Raw genomic sequence first — 22,467 nt, 5'->3', positions numbered from 1 at the left:
CGTTTTCGTTACCAGCGCATAGATCAATTATGACCCCGGGGCAGGCGCCGTAGGGTCCTTGATACCCCCAGCATCAAACAGGTTCAGCTTCTGGCGCAGCTCATGAGCCGGCAGCGGCTCCTGCTCCGGCGGCAGGGCGTTGGGGTCGGCCGGCACTTCGCCTGGCGCACCGTCGCCCTGGGTCGGTGCCGGTGGCGGTGGTTGATCGCCTTCAATCGCACGCTGGGCTTTTTTGGTCAGCACCACGATATCAATGCGGCGGTTGACCGGGTTGAACGGGTCTTTGGGATCAAACAGCTGCGAGGAGGCAAAGCCCACCACGCGCGCCACTTGCGGGTCCGGGTAGCTGCCGGCTACCAGCGCACGCCGGGCGGCATTGGCGCGGTTGGCCGAGAGTTCCCAGTTGCCGAAATCGCCCTGGCCCGCGTAGGGCTTGGCGTCGGTATGCCCGCTGATGCTGATCTTGTTCGGCACCGCCTTGATGGTGTCAGCCATGGCCAGCAGGATGTCTTCAAAGTACGGCTTCAAGCGCGCACTGCCAGAGTCGAACATCGGCCGGTTGGCCGCATCGGTAATCTGGATGCGCAGCCCCTCGGGGGTGATCTCGAAAGAAATCTGGTCCTTGAACTTCAGCAACTGTGGGTTTTCTTCAACCTTGTTCTGCAATTCCTGCAGCAACAGTTCCAGACGCTCCTGTTCGACCTGTTCGGCCATGGACTCGACAGTGTCGCGCTCAATCGGAATTTTTTCCTGGGGCGACTCCGTTTGCACTTCCGGGTTGATGGTGCGCTCGGGCGCCAGTTCCGGCGAGCCGCCCAGGTCAATGACAAACGGAGTGCCGCTTTCCGAAAAGCCAATCGGGTCTTTGAAGTAGCCGGCGATGGCGATCTTCTGTTCTGGCGTAGCGGTGGACATCAGCCACAGCACCAGGAAGAACGCCATCATCGCCGTGGCAAAGTCGGCGAAGGCGATTTTCCAGGCACCGCCATGGTGCCCCGCAGCGAAGCGCTTGACGCGCTTGATGATGATCGGCTGGTTGTTTTCCATGGCTTAGCGACCGCGAACCGCTTGTTCCAGCTCGGAGAAACTCGGGCGATGTTTCGGGTACAGCACCTTGCGCCCAAACTCCACGGCCAGCGACGGCGGCATGCCCGACGCCGATGCCACCAGGCACGCCTTGATCGCTTCGTAGAGGTTGATCTCTTCCTTGGCATCGTGGGCCAGGGAAGTGGCGAGCGGGCCGAAGAAACCGTAGGCGGCAAGAATACCGAAGAAGGTCCCCACCAGCGCCGCACCTACGTGCATGCCGATGGCCGCCTGATCGCCCTCGCCCAGGGACGCCATGGTCACCACGATACCCAGTACCGCCGCGACAATACCGAAACCGGGCATGCCGTCGGCGATGCCGGTCACGGCGTGGGACGGATGCTCCAGCTCTTCCTTGAGGCTGAACAGCTCCATGTCGAACAGGCCTTCCAGCTCGTGGGGCGCCATGTTGCCGGAGGACATGATGCGCAGGTAATCACAGATATACGCGGTCATGCGCTCGTCTTTGAGCACGGCCGGGTACTTGGCAAAAATCGGGCTGGCCGCGGCGTCTTCGATATCGCCTTCGATCGCCATCATGCCTTCGCGGCGGCTCTTGTTGAGGATCTCGTAGATCAGCCCCAGCACTTCCAGATAAAACGTGTGGGAGAAGCGCGAGCTGAACATGCCCAGGGACTTCTTGACCACGTGCATGGTCATATAGCCTGGGTTGGCCTGCAAAAATGCGCCGAACGCGGCACCGCCGATAATCAGCACCTCAAAAGGCTGGATCAGTGCGGCGATTTTACCGTGGGAGAGGACGTACCCTCCGAGCACACTTGCGATGACGACAATGATGCCGATAATTTTAGCCATAGGAGAGGGGTACTTGCGCCGTCGGGTTCATGGACATATTGGGTGCAGCAGAAAACTCTTGTTCTACTTATCGGCAAAACTGCGCCAGACTATAGCCCGTTAAGGCGAAAAGCCAATTCGGCCCGTTCCGGGCGTGTTGAACGCAAGTGATGATCGCGCCCCAATCATGGCAATTGAAACGACAGTCCCAACGAACCGCCCCACTACCCTCGCCGCTTGGATCAAGTGCCTGGACGACGTGCTGCTGCCCGTGCCCCAGGCCAGTCATGAGCGCGTGTGCAAAGCTATTCGCGATAGCCGCAGTTCATTGCGAGATATTGCGGAGCTGATGCAAGACAGCCCGGCCCTCGTGCTGAGCGTGATGCGCGAAGCCAACAGCCAAGCCCATGGTAGCCTGGCCGAACCTGCGGAAAACCTTGAAGTCGCGCTTAACCGTCTTGGCCTCAAACGTGCCGAGGAGCTGCTGGCGCGCCTGCCTTCGGTACCCGCCCGGGAAATCCCCGTGGCCTTGCGTCAACTGCTGCTGATCAGCCAGCACGCATCCCAGCAAGCCAACGGTTTGTTCGGCAGTCGCCTGGCGCGGTTGTGGCAGGACATCCACTGGGGCAGCCTGCTGTTTTTGTCGCCACTGTGGCCGATGGCCGTCGCCTACCCCAAGCTTCTGGAGGAGTGGGAGTTGCGGGTGATCCATAAAGGCCAATCGGCGCGTCAGGTCGAGCAACAGCTGTTCGGCGTGCGTTTGCTTGACCTGTGCCTGGGCTTGACCGAAGCCTGGCACCTGCCGATCTGGGTTTCACAGGGCTACAAGTTGCTGTTGGCCGAGCAACGCCTGCTGGTCAAGGCGCTGCACATTGCCCGCCAAGACGATGCCCTGCGCCACCAGCAATTGCTCGATGCCGAGCCCAACCTACGACGCTGGCTGAACCAGCCGGCCAACACCGTGTTGCTGGCCAATGGCCTGGCGATGTCGGCCCAGGAGTCCTGGACCTGCCCGCATACCGAGCGCTGGCAATACCTGACGGCGCTGTACCTGCAAGCGCCATTGAGCGATGTGCAACAGCAAGCCCACCAGCAAGCGGTGACCAGCGCTCGTACCACCTTGATGCCCGACCTCTGGCACCCGGCGCTGTCGCTGATCTGGCCGTGGCATGTGCAGAAGGTCCATCGCGGCTTGTTGCCTGCACCGCCTCCGACTGCCGAAGCCTTGGCCGTGTGGCGCACGCGATGCACCGAGTTGCTGGTGGAGCCGAGCCGCTTTGCCAACGCTATGCACTTGACCACTTGCGCCAAGGAAGCTCTGGTTGCCAGTGGCATGCAGCGGGTACTGATATTCATGGCCGATCGCGCCTTGAGCACCTTGCGCGTGCACCAGGCCGACGGCCTGCCCAAGGACGCAGCTCACCTGAGCCTGGATGTGGTCAACAGCACGTTGCTGCAACGCCTGCTGGAAAAGTCCGCCCAGGTACGCCTGAACCCCGACAACCATGCGCAGTTTTCCGCCTTGCTGCCACCGATCCTGCGTCGCTTGTTTATCGGCGAGCACCTGCTGTTGCGCTCACTGAGCTGCAACGGCCGCGTGGTCATGCTGATCGTGGCGGACCAAGGCGGCGGGCCGTTCTCGGAAACCACCGTGCAGGCGTTCGGCAAAACCGCCCAATGCATCGAGAAAGCCCTGCACAGCTTTACCAACCGCAGCGGCTGATGCTTGCGCTACAATCACCGGCCTTTATCGCCAACATTTGTGCCCAGGAGACCTCACATGCCTGACTTCTCTGGCTTGCCGCTGGTGATCGAATCCGCCGACCTGTTGAGTCGCCTCGATTCCAAGCACTTGATATTGGTGGACCTCACCAGTGCCGCCCGCTACGCCGAAGGGCATATCCCCGGCGCGCATTTCGTTGACCCCAAGCGCACCCAACTGGGCCAGCCACCCGCACCCGGGCTGCTGCCGAGCAAGGCCGACCTGGAAAAACTGTTCGGCGAACTGGGCCACACCCCGGACGCCACCTATGTGGTCTATGACGACGAAGGCGGCGGTTGGGCCGGGCGCTTTATCTGGATGCTCGACGTGATCGGCCACCAGAAATATCACTACCTCGACGGCGGCCTGCTGGCATGGCTGGAGGAAGGGCACCCGCTTTCCACCGATGTGCCCCCGGCAGCCGGCGGCCCGGTCAGCCTCACGCTGCACGACGGCCCTACCGCCACCCGTGAGTACCTGCAAAGCCGTCTCGGTGCGGCCGACCTGGGGATCTGGGACGCTCGTGGCCCGCTGGAGTATTCCGGCGAGAAAGTGCTCGCAGCCAAGGGCGGCCACATTCCCGGTGCGGTGAACTTCGAATGGACCGCCGGCATGGACAAGGCGCGCAACCTGCGTATTCGCCGTGACATGCCGCAGATCCTCGAAGACCTCGGGCTGACCAAAGACAAAGAAATCATCACCCACTGCCAGACTCACCACCGCTCTGGCTTCACCTACCTGGTGGCCAAGGCGCTCGGTTATCCGCGAGTCAAAGGTTATGCCGGTTCCTGGGGCGAATGGGGCAACCACCCCGACACCCCCGTTGAGATTTAAGGTTTAAGGACAGTTATGAAAAAGCAGTTGTTTATCCTCAGCCAGTACTTGCTGCCGCACCACTTGCTGTCGCGCCTGGCCGGCTGTATCGCCGAGTGCCGCGTGCGCTGGTTCAAGAACGCCTTCACTGCCTGGTTCGCCAAGCGCTACCAGGTGGACATGTCCCAGGCCCTGGTGGAAGACCTGAGCGCCTACGAGCACTTCAACGCCTTCTTCACCCGCGCGCTGAAAGACGGCGCCCGCCCGTTGGATCCAACCCCAGGCGCAGTCCTGAGCCCTGCCGACGGCGCGGTCAGCCAGCTAGGCCCGATCGAACATGGCCGTATCTTCCAGGCCAAGGGCCACAGCTTCAGCGTGCTGGAACTGCTCGGTGGCGATGCGGCAATGGCTGCGCCGTTCATGGGCGGCGAGTTCGCGACTATTTACCTGTCGCCCAAGGACTACCACCGGGTGCACATGCCATTGGCCGGTACCCTGCGCGAGATGGTGTATGTGCCGGGTCGGATTTTCTCGGTCAACCAGACCACCGCCGAAAACGTGCCGGAGTTGTTCGCCCGTAACGAGCGTGCTGTCTGCTTGTTCGACACCGAACGCGGCCCGATGGCCGTGGTGTTGGTGGGTGCGATGATCGTTGCTTCGATTGAAACCGTGTGGGCAGGCTTGGTGACGCCGCCCAAGCGCGAGCTGAAAACCTTTCGCTACGACGAAGCCGCCCGCGCGCCGATTCATCTGGAAAAAGGTGCGGAACTGGGTCGTTTCAAACTGGGATCGACCGCCATCGTGCTGTTCGGGCCGGACCAGGTGAAGTGGGCTGAGGAGCTGGCAGCGGGTACGCCGGTGCAGATGGGCCAGGGTATCGCACTGCCGAAAGCCTGATATTGCAGTTGATCGTTCCCACGCTCCGCGTGGGAATGCAGCCCGAGGCGCTCTGCGCCCAAAGCGTGACGCAGAGCGTCACTGGAGGCGTTCCCACGCGGAGCGTGGGAACGATCAGTGACAGTGAGATCGGCTTATAGCTGACCGTCGCGGTCACGCAAGCCCAGCAGGTACAGCACGCCATCCAACCCCAAGGTCGAAATCGCCTGCTTGGCCGATTGCTTGACCAACGGCTTGGCACGGAACGCCACGCCCAACCCGGCAATCGCCAGCATCGGTAGGTCATTGGCGCCGTCGCCGACCGCGATGGTCTGCTCCAGACGCAAGCCTTCCTTGTGGGCCAATTCCTTGAGCAGGTCGGCCTTGCGTTGCGCGTCGACGATCGGCTCCACCGCCACGCCAGTCACTTTGCCATCCACCACTTCCAGCTCGTTGGCGAATACATAGTCAATGCCCAGCTTGGCCTGCAACTGCTTGGCGAAGTAAGTGAAGCCGCCGGATAGGATGGCGGTCTTGTAGCCCAGGCGCTTGAGTTCGGCGAACAGGGTTTCTGCGCCTTCAGTCAGGCGCAGCGACGCGCCGATCGAATCCAGCACGCCCACGTCCAGGCCCTTGAGCAGCGCCAGACGCTCCTTGAAGCTGGCACGGAAATCCAGCTCGCCGGCCATCGCGCGCTCAGTAATCTCAGAAACTTGCTCGCCCACACCGGCCGCTTTGGCCAACTCGTCGATGACTTCGGCTTCGATCAAGGTGGAGTCCATGTCGAACACCGCCAGACGGCGGTTGCGACGGAACAGGGAGTCTTCCTGGAAAGCGATATCGACATTCAGCTCCTGGGCCACGCTCAGGAAGTCGGCGCGCAGCGCTTGCGCGTCAGCCGGTTCGCCGCGTACGGAGAACTCGATGCAGCCCTTGCCTTTGTCGGCCGGAGTGTCCAATGGCATGCGACCCGACAGACGGTCGATATGGTCGATATTCAATCCGTACTGCGCGGTAATGGAGCTGACGCGCTGCAGCTGCTCAGCCGTTACCTTGCGGGTCAACAGGGTGACGATATGGCGCTTTTTGCCCTGGCCTTCGACCCAGTGTTGGTAATCGGCTTCGGACACCGGGGTGAAACGCACCTGTTGATCGAGCTTATACGCCGTAAACAGGATGTCCTTGAGTACCGAGGAGGCCTGTTCGGTGCTGGGGATTTCCACCAGGATGCCGAACGACAAGGTGTCGTGGATCACCGCCTGGCCGATGTCGAGAATGTTCACACCACCCTGGGCCAGGACGCCGGTAATGGCTGCGGTGAGACCCGGTCGGTCTTCACCCGTGATGTTGATCAGGACAATTTCGCGCAAAGCGCACCCCCAGGCTGGAAAAAAACCGCATTCTACCCACTTTCAGTGACCATCGGGCACAGCCAGCGCTTTGCCGGCCATGGGCCTGTCGCTATACTGCGCGTCAACTTCACGGACCAAGAGCCGAGCGCAAGTGAACCGGCCCACGCCAGTAAAAACCGATAACTTCTTCCTGCTGATCTTCCGGGCACTGCGCCATCGCCGTGTACCGATTGCATTGCGCATCGCCAGCCATAACGTGATCCTGGTCGCTCTGGCCCTGGTGATCTACGCCTGCGTGATGGGTTTGCAGTTCAAGCAGGCCATGCACGAGCAGGCTGATGCCCTGGGCGCAAGCCTGACAACCCAGACCGCCACTTCGGCGACTGAGTTGCTGGTGTCCAACGACATCCTCAGCCTCAACGTGTTGCTCAACAACCTGACCAAGAACCCGCTGGTGGCCCACGCCGCTATCTATAGCGTGGACAACCGGATCATGGCCGAGGCCGGGCAGCGCCCGAAAAACGGCCTGCTCGGTGAGGCCGAAGGCCTGTACCAGAGCAATATTACGTTCCAGGACGTGAAGGCCGGCCAACTGCGTATCAGCCTTGATATGCAACAGTTCCAGCAGCCGATGACCATCAGCCTGCAAAGCATGGGCATCCTGAGCGCGATCCTGCTGGCTTTGGCCCTGGCCTTGAGCCTGCGCCTGGGTCGGCATATTTCCACGCCGTTGATGCAACTGCGCATCTGGCTGCGGGATATCGACGAACACACCCCGGCTACCGATCGCCAGGATGAAATCGGCGACCTCGCGCGCCAGCTCCACGCCAGCTTTGCCCCGGAGCCGAAAGCGCCTGAAGTCGAGCCCGAGCCTGAGTACGACGACACCGAGGACTACAACGACGAGCCTGAGTTTGAAGTGCGCGACCTGCGCGACCCAGGCTTCGATGACAGCGCCCCGGTGGCCGGCCTCAAGCCTGCACCGCGCCATGTGATCAAGGCCGAGGAAGACGAGCTGGACGACGAAGACCCGTTCGCCGACCTGCGCGACACCTCGGCAGTAGCACCGCTTGCCGCACCGAAACCGGTTGTGGTCAAGAACGCCGAGCCGCAGCACAGTGCCGTACTTGCCGTGCAACTGGGTGCCCAGGAGCAACTGCGCCGCCTGCCCCGTGCCCGCCTGACCGAACTGCTCGAACGCTACCGCGACTGCCTCGACCAGGCCGCTTCGCTCTACCAGAGCGAACTGCATACCCTGAACGATGGCAGCACGTTGATGCTGTTCCACAGCGAAGACAGCGGCGAAGACTACCTGACCAATGCCATCTGCTGCGGCGAGCTGTTGCGCGCCCTGGGCCACGCCCTGCAGATCGAAGTGGCCGACAGCGGCATTACCCTGCAACTGCAGCTGGGCCTAACCGTGGGTGACGACCTGTTTGGCATGAGCCAGATCGACCTGCTGCTCACTGAAATCGCCCAGGATGCCCTGGCCCTGTCCCAGCACAGCCGCAACCTGCTGTTGGTGGAGCGCAAGATCAGCGAAGACACACTGATCCGCCAACGCGCGCGTATCCGCCCGATTGCCAGCCCTGAGGGGGCCAGCTGTGTGGAGCGATTGATGGAGCCGTATCCGTCGATGCTGGAGCGCCAACTGGCGCGGATGCACGAGACCCGTAAGCCCTGAGGCTAAGGCCTTTTGTAGGAGCGAGCTTGCTCGCGAAAAACTCACAGACGCCGCGTTTATTCAGAAAGCACGCGTTATCGTTGACGCTTTTCGCGAGCAAGCTCGCTCCTACAGAGCAGCCCAAACAAAAGGCCCGCTTATTCAGCGGGCCTTTTGTTTGTGCGCGATTCAGATCAGAACCTGAACACTTCCAAGTCCGTACGAATCGGCGTGGCCATCGGCATCTTCGGTTTTTCCGGGGCCGCAGGCTTGGCCTGGGCCGGGGCCTGTTTACGCGGTTGCACTTCGGCAATTGGTGGCTGGTTGGCCAATGGCTTGAGTGCCACCGACAACTGCTGCGCCAGGTGCTGCAACAGCACACCCTGGGCCTGGACCTGGGACGCGGTGGTGCCGGCGTGTTCTTCCTGCAGGTGCACAATGCGGTTGTCCCGCACCTGCCCGCGACGGTCGATCAGGCGCCACTGCGCATCCAGGATCGCCGGTTGCGACTTGCCGGAATCCAGCCGCGTAATGGTCAGCAACACCTGTACATCCGGGGTGAACCCGGAGGGCCCCGGTGCCAGGACCACACGCTGGCTGTCCAGCTGGCCGGCGACCTGACGCAACATCAACTGGTTGATATCCGACGACAGGCTACCGGCCCAACGACCATCTGTGGAACCTTGCAGGCTGCCGTCGTTCTGACGTTGAAGCAGGGTTTCGCGTTGCAGGTAATCGGCAACGACCACCGGCCCCAGCAATACTGCCATGCCAGCGGTTTGGGCTGGCTGAGCCGGACTTCCGCTGTCCAGCTGGTACAGCGACACGGGTTGGTGTGTGCTGCAACCCGCCAACCCCAAAAGGCCAGCGAGCATCAAAAATAGAGGAAGGCGTGGAGCAGTCATCATCCCATCCAAGTGGCTGCCACAAGGCGAACCACAATGTAATACTAAAAATAACCTGAACACGCTCGGCCACGCCGGCGCTGGAAAGGCCATATCATCCGTGAATATGCGCCATGACTCCAGCGCGAAAGCATCGATCTACGCGTTAAATCGTAGATCGAGGCCTCTAGTACCGATTAAACCGGCGTTTCGACCAGCAAGGCATCCACTCGCTGGAAACCTCGTGGCAGTTTGTTACCCCGCCGGCCACGCTCACCCTTGTAGTGTTCTAGGTCGTCAGGGCGCAATGACAACGTGCGCTTGCCAGCCTGGAGCACCAGGGTAGAGCCTTCCGGGATGACGGCGATGTCAGTCACATACTCTTCGCGACTGGCCACCCGGTCACCGGGAATCCCGATAATCTTGTTGCCTTTACCCTTGCCCAGCTGCGGCAAGTCGCTGATCTTGAACACCAGCAAGCGCCCTTCGGTGGTCACCGACGCCAGCCAGTTGCTTTCACGGTCCTCCACCGGCCTTGGCAGAATCACCTTGGCGTTGTTCGGCAGGCTCAACAGCGCCTTGCCCGCCTTGTTTTTGGCCTGCAGGTCTTCGCCCTTGACCACGAAGCCGTAACCGGCGTCGGAGGCGATGACATACAGCGAATCGTCATCCGGCAACAGCACGCACTCGAAATTCGCCCCCGGTGGCGGCGTAAGGCGCCCGGTCAACGGCTCGCCCTGCCCCCGTGCAGACGGCAGGGTGTGGGCCGGCACCGAATAACTGCGCCCCGTCGAATCGATAAACACCGCAAACTGATTAGAGCGCCCCGCGGCAGCGGTCTTGAAGCCATCACCGGCTTTGTACGAAAGGCCGGTGGCGTCAATATCATGCCCTTTGGCGGAGCGAACCCAACCCTTTTCCGACAAAACGACGGTAATTTTCTCGTTGGGCAACAGCTCGGTTTCGGTCAGCGCCTTGGCTTCAGCGCGCTCGACGATAGGCGAGCGACGGTCATCGCCATAGGTTTCTGCGTCTTTGATCAGTTCGCTGCGCACCAGCTTCTTGAGCTTGGCTTCGCTGCCCAGCAGGGCTTGCAGCTTGGCTTGTTCCTTGAGCAGCGCATCCTGCTCGTCGCGCAGCTTCATTTCTTCCAGACGTGCCAACTGGCGCAAGCGGGTGTCGAGGATGTAGTCCGCCTGGATTTCGCTCAGCTCGAAACGCGCGATCAGCTCGGCCTTCGGGTGCTCGGCGGTACGGATGATATGAATCACTTCATCCAGGTTGAGGTAGGCAATCAGCAAACCGTCCAACAGGTGCAGACGGCGCTCGACCTTGTCGAGGCGAAATTGCAGGCGGCGACGCACGGTCTGCACGCGGAATTCCAGCCATTCCACCAGCAGATTGCGCAGGTTCTTCAACTGCGGCTTGCCGTCCAGGCCAATGATGTTGACGTTGACACGGTAGCTGGACTCCAGGTCGGTGCTGGCAAACAAGTGCTGCATCAGCACTTCATGATCCACCCGGCTGTTGGTCGGGATGATCACGATGCGGCACGGGTTCTCGTGGTCGGACTCGTCACGCAGGTCGGTCACTTGCGGCAACTTCGACGGCTTGGCCTGCATCAACGCGGCGATTTGCTCCAGCACCTTGGCACCCGATACCTGGTGCGGCAGCGCGGTCACAATAATGTCGCCGTCTTCGATGTGGTACACGGCGCGCATACGCACCGAGCCCTTGCCGGTTTCGTACATCTTCAGCAGGTCGGCGCGCGGCGTGATGATTTCTGCTTCGGTCGGGTAATCCGGGCCCTGGATATGCTCGCACAGCTGCTCGACCGTAGCCTTGGGCTCATCCAGCAAGCGCACGCAGGCGGTGGCGACTTCGCGCAGGTTGTGCGGCGGCACGTCGGTGGCCATGCCGACCGCAATACCGGTGGTGCCATTGAGCAGGATATTCGGCAAACGCGCCGGCAAAACCAGAGGTTCGTCGAGGGTGCCGTCAAAGTTCGGGCCCCAGTCGGCCGTGCCCTGGCCCAGCTCGCTGAGCAGCACTTCGGAATAACGCGACAGCCGCGCCTCGGTGTAACGCATGGCGGCGAAGGATTTGGGGTCATCCGGTGCACCCCAGTTACCCTGGCCGTCCACCAGGGTATAGCGGTAGCTGAACGGCTGGGCCATCAGCACCATGGCTTCATAGCACGCCGAATCGCCGTGGGGGTGGAATTTACCCAGCACGTCACCGACAGTACGCGCCGATTTCTTGTGCTTGGAATCAGCGTCCAGGCCCAACTCACTCATGGCGTAGATAATGCGCCGTTGCACGGGCTTCAGGCCGTCGCCGATATGCGGCAAGGCACGGTCCATGATCACGTACATGGAGTAGTTGAGGTAGGCATTTTCGGTGAATTCAGCCAGCGACCGGCGTTCTACGCCATCTAAACTGTCTGCGAGGATGTCACTCATGCGGGCCTCATCATGGGGTAAGGCGCAGCGGAACTGCCGCTGCGCTGATTCAATTCAAAAAAATCTCGATTCATGGCTGGGCACTCCAGCCGCCGTCCGGGGCGGCGAAACGATAGACCATCGGACGTTTTTCACCATCGGCACGCGGGCCGAAATTGTTGTCGATCCCGACCCAGGCACCGTCGGCATCCACCAACAGGGCTTCAGCCAGGCCATACGACTGGGGGTAACGTCGCTGCGGCGTCAGGGCTTCGTCGGCAAACGACCAGCACTGCTCAACCTTGGCCGTGAGCGGGTCGCGCCGGCAGATCTGGAACGCATTGCGCTCCAGGGTAAACAGCTTGCCGTTGAACAGCGACAAGTCGGCAAAGTCCTTGGACACGGCCTTGGCGTTGGGGAACTGCGCCGGCTGCACTTCCTGGCCGGCCTCGCTCAACAATACACAACGACCATCGCAATCCCATACGCTCTGCCCACGCTTGATCGAGACCAGGCCACGGCGTTCGCGCTCGGCAGCCAGCCAGATCTGATTGCCTTCAGGGTTCACCGCCAGGCCTTCGAACAAGGCATTAAAGTGCAGCAACATGCCACTGGCCCTGGCTTCACGCACCATGCCCGGCGCGATTTTCAACCACTCGGGCGCGCCCGCCGCCGGCACCTGCAACACCGCGGCATGGGCTTCGCTGACAATGTAGCGGTTGCCTGCGGCATCACAGCTGATGCCTTCAAAGTCCAGGTCACCGCCGCGTATAAACGAAGCGGCCTTGGTGCGCGAACGCAAGCCCCAAGGCAGGCCGGACTCGGGCACGGGCGGCACGTCGATCTTCAGCGCTTGCGCGCTCCAGGCCGGCGCACGGGTATCCAGGCGGTAGATCTGGTCATCATCGCGGTCCGAAACCGTCCACAGCTCGTTGTCACATAACGCCAGGCCCGACAGGTTCCCGCCGCGCATGCCGTCCACCGGGTGTTCCGAGACCAGCTTGAGCTCTGCCATGGGCGCGGCAGCCACCTGGGTGACCGCCAGCCCGCTCAACATCAGGATCGCCAGGGCGAAGCCTGTGCGCATCAGCCCAGAACCTCGGCCAGGTTGCCTTTGGATTCAAGCCAGGACTTGCGGTCGCCAGCGCGTTTCTTCGCCAGCAGCATGTCCATCATTTCCGAGGTGGCGGCGAAGTCTTCCAGGGTCAACTGCACCAGGCGCCGGGTGTTCGGGTCCATGGTGGTTTCGCGCAGTTGCGGCGGGTTCATTTCACCCAGGCCCTTGAATCGCGTGACCTGTGGCTTGCCGCGTTTCTTCTCGGCCACCAGGCGGTCGAGGATGCCATCGCGCTCGGCTTCGTCCAGGGCGTAGAAAATTTCCTTGCCCAGGTCGATGCGGTACAGCGGCGGCATAGCGACGTAGACGTGACCGGCATCCACCAACGGGCGGAAATGCTGCACGAACAACGCGCACAGCAAGGTAGCAATGTGCAGGCCGTCAGAGTCGGCGTCGGCGAGGATACAGATCTTGCCGTAGCGCAACTGGCTCATGTCTGCCGCGCCCGGATCGACGCCGATGGCCACGGCGATGTTGTGCACTTCCTGGCTGGCCAGCACTTCGCTGCCATCGACTTCCCAGGTGTTGAGGATCTTGCCGCGCAACGGCAGGATCGCCTGGAACTCCTTGTCCCGCGCTTGCTTGGCGGAACCGCCGGCGGAGTCACCTTCCACCAGGAACAGCTCGGAACGCATCGGGTCTTGCCCGGCGCAATCGGCCAGTTTGCCCGGCAGTGCCGGGCCCTGGGTGATGCGCTTGCGCTCGACCTTCTTGCTGGCTTTCAAGCGACGGCCGGCGTTGTTGATCGCCAGTTCCGCCAGGGCCAGGCCCAGCTCGGGGTGCTCGTTGAGCCACAGGCTGAACGCGTCCTTGACCACGCCAGAGACAAACGCCGCCGCCTCGCGGGACGACAGGCGCTCTTTGGTCTGGCCGGAAAATTGCGGTTCCTGCATCTTCATCGACAGCACGAACGCGATGCGCTCCCACACGTCTTCCGGCGCCAGTTTGACGCCGCGCGGCAACAGGCTGCGGTATTCGCAGAATTCACGCATGGCATCCAGCAAGCCTTGGCGCAAACCGTTGACGTGGGTGCCGCCCTGGGCCGTGGGGATCAGGTTGACGTAGCTTTCCTGCACGCTGTCGCCACCTTCGGGCAACCACAGCAGCGCCCAGTCCACCGCTTCTTTATTACCCGACAGGCTGCCGCAGAACGGCTCGTTGGGCAGGCGTTCGAAGTCGCTGACCGAATCTTCCAGGTAAGAGCGCAGGCCGTCTTCGTAATGCCACTCGACCTTCTCGCCGGTACCTTTGTCCTCAAAGCTGACCAGCAGCCCCGGGCACAGCACAGCCTTGGCCTTGAGCACGTGCTTGAGGCGGCTGATGGAGAATTTTGGCGAATCGAAATACTTGGGGTCCGGCGCAAAGTACACACTGGTGCCGGTGTTGCGCTTGCCCACGGTGCCGATCACTTCCAGGTCGGTGGCCTTGTAGCCATCGGCGAAGGTCATCTGGTACTCGTTACCGTCGCGCTTGACCTTGACCCGCACCAGGGTGGACAGGGCGTTGACCACCGAAATACCTACGCCGTGCAAACCGCCGGAGAACTGGTAGTTCTTGTTGGAGAACTTGCCGCCGGCATGCAGCTTGGTAAGGATCAGCTCGACGCCCGGCACACCCTCTTCGGGGTGAATGTCCACCGGCATGCCACGACCGTCGTCGGACACTTCCAGGGAATGGTCGGCGTGAAGGATGACTTGCACCGACTTGGCGTGCCCGGCCAAGGCTTCGTCGACGCTGTTGTCGATGACTTCCTGGGCAAGGTGGTTCGGCCGACTGGTGTCGGTATACATGCCGGGGCGTTTGCGCACCGGGTCGAGGCCCGAGAGGACTTCGATGGCGTCGGCGTTATAAGAGCTAGCGCTGGGAGTGGCCATGGGGTCTCGTCGTGAGTCGTTCGATTAAAAAGTGACCTGCGATTTTCTACAGTGACGAAAAATCGAAGGATTGAAACTGATCTGCGCCAATACCGGCAAAGCACAACAGTGCCGGCAATTGCTCGGCGAACCCCTGGTAACCATGGTCGCCACCGGCCTGGATGCGCAAGGCGCAGGCCCGGTAATACTGTTGGGCCAGGCGATAATCCAGGGTTTCGTCCCCGGTCTGCAACCACACCTGATAACGCGCGGCATCCTGGGGAGCCGGTACTTCCAGCTCGGCCAGCGCCGTGACGTGGTCCTGTGTCAATTCCCAGGTCTCATCGGTGTAGAGGTTCTTCTGGGTGCCCAGGTAACCGTCGAACATCCGATGGGGGCTGACCGCCGGGTTGACCAGCAGCGCCTTGAGGCCATGGCGTTCGGCAAGATGGGTTGCATAGTAGCCGCCGAGTGAGCTGCCGACCAGCAGTGGCCGGCCCAGTTGCGCAATCGCTTGCTCCAATTGAAGAATTGCCTGACGAGGGTGGTGATGCAGCGCCGGCACACGCAGCTGGTCGGACAGGCCAAGGGCATCCATCACAGTGGTCAACTGGCTGGCCTTGTTGGAAGCCGGCGCACTGTTGAAACCGTGGATATACAGGATCGAAGCGGACATGCCGGGCTCTCCGTGCTGAGGCCAAAGAGGCGCAGTTTACAGGGAATGCAGGCAGAAGCGGACCCAATGTGGGAGCTGGCTCGCCTGCGATGGCGGCGATTGAGTCAACGAGTCAGCGCCAGGTACACCGTCATCGCAGGCAAGCCAGCTCCCACCTTTTGATCAGTGTTTGCAGGCCTTAATAGCCGTTGCTGCCGTAATCGACCGTAAAAGCGAAGCCTTTGACCCGTTCCACCCCCGTTTCCAACCGTCCGTCGCCATGCAAGCGCAACCAGCGATACCCCGGTGCCTGCTCGCTGGCCTGGAAATCCTCACTTCCCGGCGCAAACTGGATACAGGTAGACGGCGAAGCCAGCAGCCGCACACCGTCGCGCTCGCTGTCGATCTCCTGATGCACATGCCCCCACAGCAATGCCTTGGTCTGCGGAAAGCGCTCAAGCACGGCAAACAGCGCTTCGGGGTTGCGCAGGCCGATCGGTTCCATCCACGCACAGCCGATGGGCACCGGATGGTGGTGGAAACACACCAGGTGATGGCGGCCCGGCGCCTCGCTCAAGGCCTGCGCCAGCAGTTGCAGTTGCGCGTCTTGCAGGTAGCCCGGCACCGACCCTGGTACCGCCGAATCCAACAGAGTGATACGCCAGTTGCCGATATCCACCACCGGTTCGAGCAAATCACTGTGCATGGCAGCCTGGGCCATGACCTGCGGTTCGTCGTGGTTGCCAGGAATCCAGCGCGCCGGAGCGCCAAGGGACGCGGTCAAATCGCGAAACTGCTGGTAGGACGCCAGCGTGCCATCCTGGGACAGGTCGCCGGTCGCCAGTATCAGGTCGATGGCCGGCTGTTGCGCGCGCACCAGCTCGACTACCCGCTGCAGGCTTTCACGGGTGTTCATGCCCAGCAGCGTGGCGTCAGCGTCAGCAAACAGATGGCTGTCGGACAACTGCACCAGCAACACGGCATCAGGATTCACGGCGGATACACTCGGCAAGGCGCTCTCCCTGGCAACTACAGGAATGGATAATTGGCGCGATTATGCTGGGGCAGGACACAAAGAGGAAACCCAAGGAAACAGACGCAGTTCACATCTACCGCACCACTTCAAACTCATGGCCCAAGGCCAGGCAGTGGCTGAGCCATTCGCCGAGGAACACATTGAGCTGTGCTTTCTCATCGGGCTGGTGCATGAACACGTTCGGGTAAGGATAGATGCTGCGAAAGCGTCGCGCATGTTCGGCGCTGATCACTTCGGCCATACGCGCGTCGTGGTACACCTGCACTTCCAATTGCGGCACCGGCAACCACGGCAGGCTGTGCTCCTGGCGTACCCGCAGGGTGGTGGTGTAGGGGCAGGTGAGAATGACTTCCAGGGTCAGCACGCCGAGCATCTGGTCGCCGTGGGTGACAGCAATGCGCCGCGCCTGGGGGGCGTGGCGCATGTCCGGGAGCAGGCGCATCAGCCGCGCATAGTTGGCCTCGCAGGCCGCTTGCAGCCCGATCAGGTCAACTCGATAACGTTCCCGTGCCTTTACTGCCATAACCCCCTCACTTCCGCGCGATTAAGCGCAAGCCATTGCAGGGCGATAATGCTGGCTGCGTTGGAAATCTTGCCGTCGCGCACCGCCTGCAAGGCATCTTCGAAGGCCCAGGCGGTGACGCGGATATCTTCTGCTTCTTCTTCCAATCCATGGACCCCACCCGCGCCCGAGCTGTCGCAACGGCCCAAGTACAGGTGGACAAATTCGGTACTGCCGCCAGGCGACGGGAAATACTTGGTGATCGGCCACAGCGCGGAGAATGTCAGCCCAGCTTCCTCTTCGGCCTCGCGGTGTGCAACCTCCTCGGGTTGCTCATCCTTGTCAATCAGGCCGGCGACCATCTCCACCAGCCAGGGGTTATCGGCACGGCCCATGGCGCCGACGCGGAACTGTTCGATCAGCACCACCTCATCGCGCTGCGGGTCGTAGGGCAGCACGCACACGGCGTCATGACGCACGAACACTTCGCGGTTGATCACCCGGCTCATGCCGCCGTCGAATTTTTCATGGCGCAGTTGCACGCGATCGAGCTTGTAGAAGCCTTTATAGGCATTGTCACGCTGAACAATCTCGATCTTGTTCGGTGTCGACTTCGCGATGTCGGTCATGGTGTCCCTCGTTAAGCTCGTGCAATGGGCGCCATCCTAACGCGCCGACGCCCGTTGATGCAGCCCCTTTGCGGTTGCCGGGAGAGGCGGCGAACGTCAAACTCACTGCAATCAGTTTAGTGGCGAACTGGCGGCCACGTTGGCAGTCCAAGCGCTACTCTTTTCGCTTTCCATCGATTTACGAAGGACACACATGTCGCTTTTAAGAATCGCCTCCGTGGCCTGTATTGCTTTGACCCTGGGTGCTTGCCAGAGCCTGTTCCAACCCGCCTATCTCAAGCCGCTGGACGTTACCACCGACAAGTCGGAGCAGATCAAGCCCGGCTGCGACAGCCCGGCCTGCCCGCTGGTGAACATCGACACCGTGCATTTCCCTGCCGAGCCACAACTGGACAGCCTGGTGGAACAGCGCCTGCTGCAAATGACCCGCACCACGCCTGGCGCCAGCGTGCCGGCGAGCCTGAACGCCTATCGAAACACCTTCCTGCGTGAGTCGCCAGACCGCCACGGCATGTACTTGCAAGCCAAGGTACGTGACCAGCATGACGGACTGGTGATCGTTGAAGTGTCCAGCTACCTGGACACAGGTGTCGCCCACGGCGAGCCAGGCCGCGGGTTTATCAACTATTCACGGATTCTGCATAAGGAACTGACCCTGGCCGACATGCTGTTGCCCGGCCAGGAGCAAGCCTTCTGGAATACCGCTAAAGTTGCCCACAACAGCTGGTTGATCAGCACCAAGATGGACCGCGACCCAGAATTCGTGAAGAGCTGGCCGTTTCAGAAAACCCCGAACGTGGCCCTGACCAGCGGCGGCGTGGTGCTCAAGTACAACGTCAGCACCATCGCCCCTTACGCACAGGGGCTGATCGAAATCACCCTGCCCTATACGCGCCTCACCGGTGTGATCAAGCCTGAACTGGTGCCGGCACGCCGTTGATCGGTTGAAGGTTCAAGGGTGTTATTGCAGAGGGAGATTGGGTGTTTGTCGGATCGTTATCGCGGGCAAGCCCGACTCCCACAGGGGACCGTTTGTGAACACAAAATCTGTGTACCACTCGGCCAACTGTGGGAGCCGGGCTTGCCCGCGATGACGGCGGTGCAGACACCGCCGCCTAAGGATCAGACCTTCTTGTAGAGCTGGCTACCTTCCTGCTTGAACCGCTCTGCCTGCTCGGCCAAGCCCTTGGCCACATCCACATCCACCGCATCGATACGCTGGTTCGCCGCGTACTCACGCACTTCCTGGGTGATTTTCATCGAGCAGAACTTAGGCCCGCACATCGAACAGAAATGCGCGACCTTGGCCGAATCCTTCGGCAAGGTTTCATCGTGGTACGAACGTGCGGTATCCGGGTCCAGGCCGAGGTTGAACTGGTCTTCCCAGCGGAACTCGAAGCGCGCCTTGCTCAAGGCGTTATCGCGAATCTGCGCGCCGGGGTGGCCTTTGGCGAGGTCGGCCGCGTGGGCCGCGATCTTGTAGGTAATGATCCCGGTCTTCACGTCGTCCTTGTTCGGCAAGCCCAGGTGCTCCTTGGGTGTGACGTAGCAGAGCATGGCACAACCGAACCAGCCGATCATTGCCGCGCCGATACCCGAAGTGATGTGATCATAGCCGGGCGCAATGTCGGTGGTCAGCGGGCCTAGGGTGTAGAACGGCGCCTCGTCGCAGCATTCCAGTTGCTTATCCATGTTCTCCTTGATCAGCTGCATCGGCACATGGCCGGGGCCTTCGATCATGGTTTGCACGTCGTGCTTCCAGGCAGTTTTGGTCAGTTCGCCCAGGGTTTCCAGTTCGCCGAACTGCGCGGCGTCGTTGGCGTCGGCAATCGAACCCGGGCGCAAGCCATCGCCAAGGGAGAAGCTGACGTCATAGGCCTTCATGATTTCGCAGATTTCGTCGAAATGCGTGTAGGTGAAATTCTCTTTGTGGTGGGCCAGGCACCACTTGGCCATGATCGAACCCCCACGGGAGACGATGCCGGTCACGCGCTTGGCAGTCAGCGGCACATACCGCAGCAATACCCCAGCGTGGATGGTGAAGTAGTCGACGCCCTGCTCGGCCTGTTCGATCAAGGTGTCGCGGAACAGCTCCCAGGTCAGGTCTTCGGCTGCGCCACCGACTTTTTCCAGAGCCTGGTAGATCGGCACAGTACCGATTGGCACTGGCGAGTTGCGGATGATCCACTCGCGGGTTTCGTGGATGTGCTTGCCGGTGGACAGGTCCATCACCGTGTCCGAGCCCCAGCGAATGCCCCAGGTGAGTTTCGCCACTTCCTCTTCGATGGACGAACCCAGGGCGCTGTTGCCGATGTTGCCGTTGATCTTCACCAGGAAGTTACGGCCGATGATCATCGGTTCCAGCTCGGTGTGGTTGATGTTGGCCGGGATGATCGCGCGGCCCCGGGCGATTTCTTCGCGTACGAATTCAGGCGTGATGATTTTCGGCACGCTGGCGCCGAAGCTGTGGCCGGCGTGCTGCTGATCCAGCAAGCCACTGGCACGGGCTTCTTCAAGCTTCATGTTTTCGCGGATGGCGACATATTCCATCTCGGCCGTGATGATGCCTTTGCGCGCGTAATGCATCTGCGTGACGTTGGCACCGGCCCTGGCGCGGCGCGGGTTCTTTACATGGGCAAAACGCAGGGCGGTCAGCTCGGCATCGCTCAAGCGCTGCTGGCCGAAGTGCGAGGTGAGACCGGGCAGGCGCTCGGTGTCGTCGCGTACTTCGATCCACGGCGAGCGCACGTCGGCCAGGCCTTTGCGCACGTCGATAATCACATTCGGGTCGGTGTAGGGGCCGGAGGTATCGTAGACGGTAACCGGCGCGTTGATTTCACCGCCGAAATCGGTGGGGGTCACGTCCAGGCTGATTTCACGCATCGGCACGCGAATATCCGGGCGGGAGCCCTGCACGTAGATTTTTTGCGAGCGGGTAAACGGCTGCACGGAGCCGGAGTCGACCTTGGCCGATTCACTCAGGTGCACGGTATTTTTTAGTTTTGTACTCATCACAGGCTCTCCAACTTATCCAGGCGGTGGATTTTTGTCGGAGCGAACCTGTGACGGACGGACGCACTGGAACCAGTGCTGTGCTTGGCGCACGAGGGCTGTTCGATTGTCGAACAACATCCCGGACGAAGCACAAGAGGACTCGCCGGGTGACGAGAAATCTTGTTCCCTACGCAGGCGCTAACCTGATCAGGTTCAACGGGATCCGGTATTTACCGATCTCAGCCTTCCAACAAGGCACCCCGACAAGAACGCGGCCAGTCTAGACCATGGCGTGGGCAAATTGCCAATAGCGGTTTATTCAGCGTGATGAATGGCGTGATCGTGGGATTGTTGTGCGCAGGCCCCGCTACTACACTCGGGCACGGCCTCAAGGCTTGACGCCAGGCATGGCCAGCCTTAGCCTTGGGCGCTGAATTATCACCGTAATATTCATACTAGGGATCGCCTCATGCTGCGCAAACTCTCACTGGCTGTTGCCGTGTCTTGTGCGACCAACGGACTGGTCTGGGCAGCTGAAGCGCCCTTGTCCGCCAACACCGACCTGGTCAGCGTCTATCAGGAAGCGGCGAACAACAACGCCGACCTGGCCGCTGCCCGTGCCCAGTACGGCGCGCAAAAAGAAGTGGTGCCCCAGGCCCGCGCGGGCTTGCTGCCGAACCTGTCCGCCGGCGCCGATAGCAACAACGTGCGCACCCAGATCGACCAGCCGGCCGCCACGGCCAACCGTGACGCCCACTCCTGGCGGGCCACCTTGAGCCAGCCACTGTTCCGCGCCGACCGCTGGTTCCAGCTGCAAGCCGCCCACGCGGTCAACGAGCAAGCCTCGCTGCAACTGTCGGCCTCGGAGCAGAACCTGATTTTGCAAAGCGCCGAAAGCTATTTCGCCGTGCTGCGTGCCCAGGACAACCTGGCGTCGACCAAGGCCGAAGAAAACGCCTTCAAGCGTCAGCTCGACCAGTCCAACGAACGCTTCGATGTGGGCCTGTCGGACAAGACCGATGTGCTGCAATCCCAGGCCAGCTACGACACTGCCCGAGCCAATCGCATCCTGGCCCAGCGCCAGGTGGACGACGCCTTCGAAGCGCTGATCACCCTGACCAACCGCCAGTACAACTCGATCCAGGGCATCGTCCACACGCTGCCGGTGCTGCCGCCGGCGCCGAACGACGCCAAGGCCTGGGTCGAAACCGCCGGGCGCCAGAACCTCAACCTGCTCGCCAGCAATTACGCGGTAACTGCCGCAGAAGAAACCCTTCGGCAGCGCAAGGCCGGCCACTTGCCGACCCTCGACGCGGTTGCGCAATACGAAAAAGGCGACAACGACGCCCTGGGCTTCAGCAACCCGAATCAGTTGCCTATCCCGTACGGCGGCGATGTGTCGCAACGCACCGTCGGCCTGCGCTTGAACATCCCGATCTACAGCGGCGGCCTCACCAGTTCGCAAGTGCGCGAATCCTATTCGCGCCTCGACCAGACCGAGCAGCAACGCGAGGGCCTGCGCCGCCAAGTAGTGGAAAACACCCGCAACCTGCACCGTGCAGTCAACACCGATGTGGAGCAGGTGCAAGCGCGTCGCCAGTCGATCATCTCCAACCAGAGCGCGGTGGAAGCCACGGAAATCGGCTATCAGGTGGGTACGCGCAACATCGTCGACGTGCTGGACTCACAGCGCCAGCTGTACGCGTCGGTGCGCAACTACAACAACAGCCGCTACGATTACATCCTCGACAACCTGCGCTTGAAGCAGGCGGCGGGCACGCTCAACCCAGGGGACTTGCAGGATCTGGCGCGCTATCTCAAGGCCGACTACAACCCGGACAAGGACTTCCTGCCGCCGGACCTGGCCAAAGCCGCTGCCGAACAGCTCAAGGCCCGCCCCGGCTATTAAAATGTGGGAGTTGGCTTGACTCTGTAGGAGCGAGCTTGCTCGCGAAAAACTTACAGGCGCCGCGTTCATTCAGCAAACACGCGTTATCGTTGACGTTTTT

General features: G+C 61.4%; 18 protein-coding genes and 1 riboswitch. Of the genes, 6 read left to right on the top strand and 12 right to left on the bottom strand.

The genetic code is table 11. The features are described 5' to 3' along the window. Window positions 1-27 precede the first annotated feature (27 nt). Both motB and motA read right to left on the bottom strand, forming a co-directional pair. Window positions 28-1,047, bottom strand: coding sequence for a flagellar motor protein MotB (gene motB, locus E1K68_RS03340; protein WP_212613777.1), 1,020 nt, complete (start codon window positions 1,045-1,047; stop codon window positions 28-30). Between the two features lie 3 nt (window positions 1,048-1,050). Continuing rightward, entirely contained in the window at window positions 1,051-1,902 is an 852-nt protein-coding gene (motA, locus tag E1K68_RS03335; RefSeq protein ID WP_003188041.1) for a flagellar motor stator protein MotA, read from the bottom strand. Window positions 1,903-2,068: 166 nt separating this feature from the next. Here motA and E1K68_RS03330 point away from each other — a divergent pair, with 166 nt between their 5' ends. Genes E1K68_RS03330 through asd form a run of 3 tightly spaced genes read left to right on the top strand, consistent with a single transcriptional unit; the run spans window position 2,069 to window position 5,353 of the window. After that, window positions 2,069-3,604 (top strand): HDOD domain-containing protein, encoded by a 1,536-nt coding sequence (locus tag E1K68_RS03330; RefSeq protein ID WP_034134752.1) that lies wholly within the window; start codon window positions 2,069-2,071, stop codon window positions 3,602-3,604. Between the two features lie 57 nt (window positions 3,605-3,661). Continuing rightward, on the top strand, window positions 3,662-4,477 hold the full coding sequence (locus E1K68_RS03325; protein ID WP_034134751.1) for a rhodanese-like domain-containing protein: 816 nt from the start codon (window positions 3,662-3,664) through the stop codon (window positions 4,475-4,477). A 15-nt stretch (window positions 4,478-4,492) separates the two neighbouring features. Beyond that, window positions 4,493-5,353: an archaetidylserine decarboxylase gene (asd, locus tag E1K68_RS03320; protein ID WP_003188035.1), complete on the top strand. Its 861-nt coding sequence runs from the start codon at window positions 4,493-4,495 to the stop codon at window positions 5,351-5,353. 134 nt (window positions 5,354-5,487) lie between these two features. On the opposite strand, the gene serB is transcribed toward asd, so the two are convergent. Then, the gene (gene serB / locus E1K68_RS03315; protein WP_003188034.1) at window positions 5,488-6,702 is read right to left on the bottom strand and encodes a phosphoserine phosphatase SerB; all 1,215 of its coding nucleotides are present in this window, start codon (window positions 6,700-6,702) and stop codon (window positions 5,488-5,490) included. Window positions 6,703-6,835: 133 nt separating this feature from the next. Between serB and E1K68_RS03310 the strand changes: the two genes are divergently transcribed. After that, window positions 6,836-8,368, top strand: a complete 1,533-nt coding sequence (locus E1K68_RS03310; protein ID WP_003188033.1) for a HAMP domain-containing protein — start codon at window positions 6,836-6,838, stop codon at window positions 8,366-8,368. Window positions 8,369-8,541: 173 nt separating this feature from the next. On the opposite strand, the gene E1K68_RS03305 is transcribed toward E1K68_RS03310, so the two are convergent. The 8 genes from E1K68_RS03305 to E1K68_RS03270 all read right to left on the bottom strand — a co-directional run bounded on the left by E1K68_RS03305 (window position 8,542) and on the right by E1K68_RS03270 (window position 17,464). Next, the gene (locus E1K68_RS03305; protein ID WP_003188031.1) at window positions 8,542-9,255 is read right to left on the bottom strand and encodes an ABC-type transport auxiliary lipoprotein family protein; all 714 of its coding nucleotides are present in this window, start codon (window positions 9,253-9,255) and stop codon (window positions 8,542-8,544) included. A gap of 173 nt (window positions 9,256-9,428) precedes the next feature. Then, a complete protein-coding gene (parC, locus tag E1K68_RS03300) occupies window positions 9,429-11,693 on the bottom strand; it encodes a DNA topoisomerase IV subunit A (protein ID WP_034134750.1) in 2,265 nt (754 codons plus the stop codon). A gap of 70 nt (window positions 11,694-11,763) precedes the next feature. Continuing rightward, the gene (locus E1K68_RS03295) at window positions 11,764-12,759 is read right to left on the bottom strand and encodes an esterase-like activity of phytase family protein (RefSeq protein WP_120247935.1); all 996 of its coding nucleotides are present in this window, start codon (window positions 12,757-12,759) and stop codon (window positions 11,764-11,766) included. Beyond that, a complete protein-coding gene (gene parE, locus E1K68_RS03290; RefSeq protein WP_212613775.1) occupies window positions 12,759-14,663 on the bottom strand; it encodes a DNA topoisomerase IV subunit B in 1,905 nt (634 codons plus the stop codon). The genes E1K68_RS03295 and parE overlap by 1 nt, the downstream gene beginning before the upstream one ends. A gap of 46 nt (window positions 14,664-14,709) precedes the next feature. Beyond that, window positions 14,710-15,318, bottom strand: a complete 609-nt coding sequence (locus E1K68_RS03285; RefSeq protein ID WP_003188025.1) for a YqiA/YcfP family alpha/beta fold hydrolase — start codon at window positions 15,316-15,318, stop codon at window positions 14,710-14,712. Between the two features lie 178 nt (window positions 15,319-15,496). After that, window positions 15,497-16,309 carry a 3',5'-cyclic-AMP phosphodiesterase gene (cpdA, locus tag E1K68_RS03280; protein ID WP_212613774.1) on the bottom strand — a complete coding sequence of 271 codons (813 nt, stop codon included), beginning with the start codon at window positions 16,307-16,309 and terminating at the stop codon, window positions 15,497-15,499. 97 nt (window positions 16,310-16,406) lie between these two features. Continuing rightward, window positions 16,407-16,856 (bottom strand): DUF1249 domain-containing protein, encoded by a 450-nt coding sequence (locus E1K68_RS03275; RefSeq protein ID WP_003188022.1) that lies wholly within the window; start codon window positions 16,854-16,856, stop codon window positions 16,407-16,409. Beyond that, window positions 16,847-17,464: an NUDIX domain-containing protein gene (locus E1K68_RS03270; RefSeq protein ID WP_003188021.1), complete on the bottom strand. Its 618-nt coding sequence runs from the start codon at window positions 17,462-17,464 to the stop codon at window positions 16,847-16,849. The genes E1K68_RS03275 and E1K68_RS03270 overlap by 10 nt, the downstream gene beginning before the upstream one ends. A gap of 193 nt (window positions 17,465-17,657) precedes the next feature. Between E1K68_RS03270 and E1K68_RS03265 the strand changes: the two genes are divergently transcribed. Then, the gene (locus E1K68_RS03265; protein ID WP_003188019.1) at window positions 17,658-18,404 is read left to right on the top strand and encodes an RsiV family protein; all 747 of its coding nucleotides are present in this window, start codon (window positions 17,658-17,660) and stop codon (window positions 18,402-18,404) included. 182 nt (window positions 18,405-18,586) lie between these two features. Here E1K68_RS03265 and thiC read toward each other — a convergent pair whose 3' ends face one another. Next, complete coding sequence (gene thiC / locus E1K68_RS03260) at window positions 18,587-20,476, bottom strand: phosphomethylpyrimidine synthase ThiC (protein ID WP_034134747.1); 1,890 nt, start codon at window positions 20,474-20,476, stop codon at window positions 18,587-18,589. Window positions 20,477-20,625: 149 nt separating this feature from the next. Continuing rightward, window positions 20,626-20,731: riboswitch (TPP riboswitch) on the bottom strand. A gap of 196 nt (window positions 20,732-20,927) precedes the next feature. Between thiC and E1K68_RS03255 the strand changes: the two genes are divergently transcribed. Next, entirely contained in the window at window positions 20,928-22,367 is a 1,440-nt protein-coding gene (locus E1K68_RS03255) for a TolC family outer membrane protein (RefSeq protein ID WP_003188016.1), read from the top strand. Window positions 22,368-22,467: the final 100 nt, after the last annotated feature.

It is taken from the genome of Pseudomonas sp. B2021 (assembly GCF_018135665.1).
In the GTDB taxonomy this organism is placed as follows: Bacteria; Pseudomonadota; Gammaproteobacteria; order Pseudomonadales; family Pseudomonadaceae; genus Aquipseudomonas; species Aquipseudomonas lactis.
Note: the sequence above shows the minus strand (reverse complement) of the source record. Positions and strands in the feature narration are given on the sequence as shown.

Excerpts from the sequence above, each read along its gene's own strand:
- motB (WP_212613777.1), bottom strand. The coding sequence starts at position 1,047 with ATGGAAAACAACCAGCCGATCATCATCAAGCGCGTCAAGCGCTTCGCT.
- motA (WP_003188041.1), bottom strand. The coding sequence starts at position 1,902 with ATGGCTAAAATTATCGGCATCATTGTCGTCATCGCAAGTGTGCTCGGA.
- E1K68_RS03330 (WP_034134752.1), top strand. The coding sequence starts at position 2,069 with ATGGCAATTGAAACGACAGTCCCAACGAACCGCCCCACTACCCTCGCC.
- E1K68_RS03325 (WP_034134751.1), top strand. The coding sequence starts at position 3,662 with ATGCCTGACTTCTCTGGCTTGCCGCTGGTGATCGAATCCGCCGACCTG.
- asd (WP_003188035.1), top strand. The coding sequence starts at position 4,493 with ATGAAAAAGCAGTTGTTTATCCTCAGCCAGTACTTGCTGCCGCACCAC.
- E1K68_RS03305 (WP_003188031.1), bottom strand. The coding sequence starts at position 9,255 with ATGATGACTGCTCCACGCCTTCCTCTATTTTTGATGCTCGCTGGCCTT.
- parC (WP_034134750.1), bottom strand. The coding sequence starts at position 11,693 with ATGAGTGACATCCTCGCAGACAGTTTAGATGGCGTAGAACGCCGGTCG.
- E1K68_RS03295 (WP_120247935.1), bottom strand. The coding sequence starts at position 12,759 with ATGCGCACAGGCTTCGCCCTGGCGATCCTGATGTTGAGCGGGCTGGCG.
- parE (WP_212613775.1), bottom strand. The coding sequence starts at position 14,663 with ATGGCCACTCCCAGCGCTAGCTCTTATAACGCCGACGCCATCGAAGTC.
- E1K68_RS03285 (WP_003188025.1), bottom strand. The coding sequence starts at position 15,318 with ATGTCCGCTTCGATCCTGTATATCCACGGTTTCAACAGTGCGCCGGCT.
- E1K68_RS03275 (WP_003188022.1), bottom strand. The coding sequence starts at position 16,856 with ATGGCAGTAAAGGCACGGGAACGTTATCGAGTTGACCTGATCGGGCTG.
- E1K68_RS03270 (WP_003188021.1), bottom strand. The coding sequence starts at position 17,464 with ATGACCGACATCGCGAAGTCGACACCGAACAAGATCGAGATTGTTCAG.
- E1K68_RS03265 (WP_003188019.1), top strand. The coding sequence starts at position 17,658 with ATGTCGCTTTTAAGAATCGCCTCCGTGGCCTGTATTGCTTTGACCCTG.
- thiC (WP_034134747.1), bottom strand. The coding sequence starts at position 20,476 with ATGAGTACAAAACTAAAAAATACCGTGCACCTGAGTGAATCGGCCAAG.
- E1K68_RS03255 (WP_003188016.1), top strand. The coding sequence starts at position 20,928 with ATGCTGCGCAAACTCTCACTGGCTGTTGCCGTGTCTTGTGCGACCAAC.